The organism is Mycobacterium sp. E787 (assembly GCF_001668725.1).
Classification (GTDB): domain Bacteria; phylum Actinomycetota; class Actinomycetes; order Mycobacteriales; family Mycobacteriaceae; genus Mycobacterium.
In genome coordinates this window covers 1-4,213 of the sequence record NZ_LZKL01000045.1, presented here as the reverse complement: position 1 = coordinate 4,213, position 4,213 = coordinate 1, and the positions used below count along the sequence as shown (strand labels likewise).

Here is a 4,213-nt window from a genome sequence, read left to right as displayed (position 1 = left end):
GCGGGCGGTCGTGCGGGTGGACCGATCTGGAAAACCAGCCGTGGGCCCCGCTGCGGATCACCGATGGTGATCGCCTGACCGGAGTGCAGGTCGACCGTCGGCACCCGGGAGCCGTTGACGTACATGCCGCGGGGGCCGCTGTCGATGGCGACCCAGTGGCTGCCGGTGAACCGCAGCACCACGTCCGGCTGGGGCACCGGCGGTGGTGGGCCGCCACCCGGGCGCTGCAGCGGAACGTCGACGCCGCGGCCGTGGCCGACCAGCACGTCGCGCCCGGGGGCGAAGACGTACCGCGCCGGTCCGACCCATACGGTCAACGGGGCGGCCGGGTAGGCGGACGCCTCCATCCGAATCACCGCCCCCTTCCGTCACGGTCAGACCGAACAGACATCGATTCCAGTGTCTACCCGCTGGTGATCTTTCGTCACCGGGCCGTCGTCGTCACAGGGTATGGCGGCGCGGTGCCGACGCGGCGTTCTCGAGCAGCCGCCGCAGCACCCCGACCGCTTCCCTGAGCACCTCGCGGTCCCCGGGCTCGAGCAGGGCCAACTGCGGTTCGATCGCGGCGGCCCGGTCGGCCCGAACGGCGTTGAGGGTGCGGATCCCGTCGGCGGTGATGCGGATCCGGACCGCCCGGGCGTCCCCCGGATCGACGGTCCGGGTGACCAGGCCCGCATCCTCGAGCCGGCGTACCTGGGTGGTCATGGTCGGTTGCGAACAGTGATCGACGGAAGCCAGGTCGCCGATTCGGGCTTCGCCGTGGGCCTCGATGGTGGCCAGCAGCCTGGCCTGGGCCGCGGGCAGGGGCATCTGGATGCGCTGGGTGGCCAGCCGGTTGAGGCGGGCGACGACGGCGAGCAGGTCGGCCCCGAGGCCGGACTGCGGTGTGTTTGCGGCGTCAACGACATCGCTGTGGTTGGCGGCGGATGCATTCATACGTCCATGTTTGCATAGCTTTGCTAAGCGAGACGAGTCTCACACGCCCGGCGCCAAAGCCCCTGCGCATGGTGTGGCGCGGCGAGTAACTGCCGCGGCCTGGCAGAATCGATGAAGTGACCGCCCCTCGATCGTCCCCCGCGCGCCCTCGGGGTGGAGCGCTGCAACCGGTCGAATTGGCGCAGGCCTCCGTGATGGGGGCGTTGTGCGCGGTGATCGCGATCATCTCCGTGGCCGTCCCGTTCGCCGCGGGACTGGCCTTGCTGGGCACCGTGCCCACCGGGCTGCTGGCCTACCGTTACCGGCTTCGCGTCCTGGTGGCCGCGACGGTCGCCGCCGGGGTGATCGCCTTCCTCATCGCCGGGCTGGGCGGTCTCATGACCGTCGTCCATTGCGTCTACATCGGTGGGCTGACCGGATTCATCAAGCGCAGGCGCCGGGGCACACCGACCGTCATCGTGTCGTCTCTGATCGCCGGACTCGCCTTCGGCGCCGCGAACGTGGGCGCGCTGATGGTGATGACCCGGTTGCGGCACCTGATCTTCAAGGTGATGACCGCGGACGTGGACGGCACCGCCGCTTTCCTGACGCGGACGCACATGCAGGGCGCCGCCGCCGACCTGAAGCGGTATTTCGCCTTCGCGGTGCACTACTGGCAGTGGCTGGTGCTGCTCTATTACTGCGTCGGGATCATGATCGTGTCGCTGATCGGCTGGTGGGCGCTGTCGCGACTGCTGGAGCGGATGCGCGGCATCCCCGATGTGCACAAGTTGGACGCCTGGGAGGGCAGCTCGAGCGAGCAGGGTTCCGTCGGGCCGGTTCCCGTGCGGTTCGACAAGGTGCGGTTCCGTTATCCCGGTTCCCGCCAGGACGCGCTGCGCGAGGTCAGCTTGGAACTGAACGTCGGCGAACACGTCGCGATCACGGGGCCCAACGGCTCCGGGAAGACCACGCTGATGCTGATCCTGGCCGGCCGGGAGCCGACGTCGGGCACCGTGCACCGCCCCGGCGCCGTAGGCCTGGGCAAGCTGGGCGGCACGGCCGTCGTCCTGCAGCATCCCGAAAGCCAGGTGCTGGGCACCCGGGTCGCCGACGACGTGGTCTGGGGTCTGCCGCCCGGCACCAAGATCGACGTGGAACGGTTGCTGACCGAGGTCGGCCTCGACGGGCTCGCCGAACGCGAAACCGGAAGCCTGTCCGGGGGCGAACTGCAGCGGCTGGCGCTGGCCGCGGCGCTGGCCCGCGAGCCGGCCCTGCTCATCGCCGACGAGGTCACCACCATGGTCGACCAGCAGGGCCGGGAAGCCTTGCTCCGCGTGTTGTCGGGGCTGACCAAGCGGCACCGCACTGCCCTGGTGCACATCACGCACTACAACAACGAGGCCGAATCAGCCGATCGCACAATCGATCTCAGCGAGTCGCCGGACAACGCGGGCATGGTCGAAACCGCGGTGGCGCCGACGGTGACCATGGGGGCCACCGCGGTCGGTAGCGGCGCGGACGCACCGGTGATCGAACTTGTCGGCGTCGGGCACGAATACGGCAGCGGCACCCCGTGGGCCAAGGCCGCGCTGCGCGACGTCAGCTTCTCCGTGGAGCAAGGCGACGGCGTACTGATCCACGGCGGCAACGGTTCGGGCAAATCGACGCTGGCGTGGATCATGGCCGGGCTGACCGTCCCGACCAGCGGCACCTGCCTCATCGACGGCCGGCCCACCCACGAGCAGGTCGGCACGGTCGCATTGTCGTTCCAGGCGGCGAGGCTCCAGCTGATGCGGCCCCGCGTCGACCTGGAAGTTGCTTCCGCCGCGGGCTTTTCGGCCCGCGAGCACGATCGCGTCGTGGCGGCGCTGGGCGTCGTGGGCCTGGATCCCACCCTGGCCAAGCGGCCGATCGACCAGCTCAGCGGGGGTCAGATGCGCCGGGTGGTGCTGGCCGGACTGCTGGCCCGTTCGCCGCGTGCCCTGATCCTCGACGAGCCGCTGGCCGGGTTGGACGCCGCCAGCCAGCGGGGCCTGCTGCGCCTGCTGGAGGACCTGCGCCGCGAGCGGGGGTTGACGGTGGTGGTCATCTCGCATGACTTCGTCGGGGTCGAGGATCTCTGCCCGCGCACCCTGCACCTGCGCAACGGCACCCTCGAAGCGGTACCCGCCGTGGCGGGGGGCATGGCGTGACCACAACCCCCGCCCCGTCCCGCGCCTCGACCCGGCGCCCCCCGCGTCCGGTGGTGCTGCTCGTTCCCGTGCCCGGAAGCTCGCCCATTCACGACCTGTGGGCGGGCACCAAACTTCTCGTCGTGTTCGGCGCTTCGGTGCTGCTGACGTTCTACCCCGGCTGGGTGACCATCGGGTTGGTGGCGGCGCTCGTGTTGGCGGCCGCCTGGATGGCGCACATCCCGCGCGGCGCGCTGCCGTCGGTACCGCGGTGGCTGTGGATCGTCATCGCCCTGGGAGGCATCACCGCCGCGCTGGCCGGCGGCACTCCCAAGATCCCGCTGGGCGGGCTCGAGATCGGGCTCGGGGGAGCCCTGAACTTCCTCCGCATCACCGCGCTGACGGTCGTCCTGCTCGCGCTCGGGGCCATGGTGTCGTGGACCACCAACGTCGCCGAAATAGGGCCAGCGCTGGCGACTTTGGGCCGGCCGCTGAAACTGTTGCGGATCCCGGTGGACGAGTGGTCGGTGGCTTTGGCGCTGGCCCTGCGCGCCTTCCCGATGCTGATCGACGAATTCCAGGTGCTCTACGCCGCCCGGCGGCTGCGGCCGAAACGCATCCCGCGAAGCCGCAAGGCCCGTCGCCGGCGGCACGCCCTGGAGCTGATCGACCTGCTGGCCGCCGCCATCACGGTGACCCTGCGGCGCGCCGACGAAGTGGGCGACGCGATCACCGCCCGCGGGGGCACCGGCCAGCTGTCGGCCAACCCGGCGCGGCCAAAGCCGGCGGACTGGGTCGCGATGGCGATCGCCGTCGCGACCGGCGGCCTCGCGGTGGCGCTCGAGACGGCCTTTCACATCATGCCCTAGGCGGGGAAAGCCGGTCACACGCACGGTTTTCGCGTAGCTTGAGCGGGTGACCGACATTCGCCGCAGCCGGAACATCGCGGTCCGCCCCGAAGAGGTCTGGGACGTTCTCGCGGACTTCGGCTCCATCAGTTCGTGGGCGGGCAACGTCGACCACTCGTGCATCCTGTCCTCCGGCGCCGACGGGGCAGCGGTGGGCACCGCACGGCGGGTTCAGGTCAAACGCGACGCCCTCGTCGAGCGCATCACCGAGTTCGA

Annotated in this window: 4 protein-coding genes and 1 pseudogene; 3 read left to right on the top strand and 2 right to left on the bottom strand. The window is 70.6% G+C overall.

Annotated elements, in window-relative coordinates; translation table 11 throughout:
* Both A5705_RS09265 and A5705_RS09260 read right to left on the bottom strand, forming a co-directional pair.
* Positions 1 to 353 (bottom strand): annotated as a pseudogene (locus A5705_RS09265) (ABC transporter); the annotation flags it as partial.
* An 88-nt stretch (positions 354 to 441) separates the two neighbouring features.
* A complete protein-coding gene (locus A5705_RS09260; protein WP_067876854.1) occupies positions 442 to 936 on the bottom strand; it encodes a MarR family winged helix-turn-helix transcriptional regulator in 495 nt (164 codons plus the stop codon).
* 116 nt (positions 937 to 1,052) lie between these two features.
* Here A5705_RS09260 and A5705_RS09255 point away from each other — a divergent pair, with 116 nt between their 5' ends.
* The 3 genes from A5705_RS09255 to A5705_RS09245 all read left to right on the top strand — a co-directional run.
* Positions 1,053 to 3,110: a DUF2232 domain-containing protein gene (locus A5705_RS09255; RefSeq protein WP_197521251.1), complete on the top strand. Its 2,058-nt coding sequence runs from the start codon at positions 1,053 to 1,055 to the stop codon at positions 3,108 to 3,110.
* The gene (locus tag A5705_RS09250) at positions 3,107 to 3,958 is read left to right on the top strand and encodes an energy-coupling factor transporter transmembrane protein EcfT (RefSeq protein WP_068276989.1); all 852 of its coding nucleotides are present in this window, start codon (positions 3,107 to 3,109) and stop codon (positions 3,956 to 3,958) included. Before A5705_RS09255 ends, A5705_RS09250 begins: the two co-directional genes overlap by 4 nt.
* A 46-nt stretch (positions 3,959 to 4,004) precedes the next feature.
* On the top strand, positions 4,005 to 4,213 hold a 209-nt coding region (locus A5705_RS09245), incomplete at its 3' end, for an SRPBCC family protein (RefSeq protein WP_197521250.1).

Excerpts from the sequence above, each read along its gene's own strand:
- A5705_RS09260 (WP_067876854.1), bottom strand. The coding sequence starts at position 936 with ATGAATGCATCCGCCGCCAACCACAGCGATGTCGTTGACGCCGCAAAC.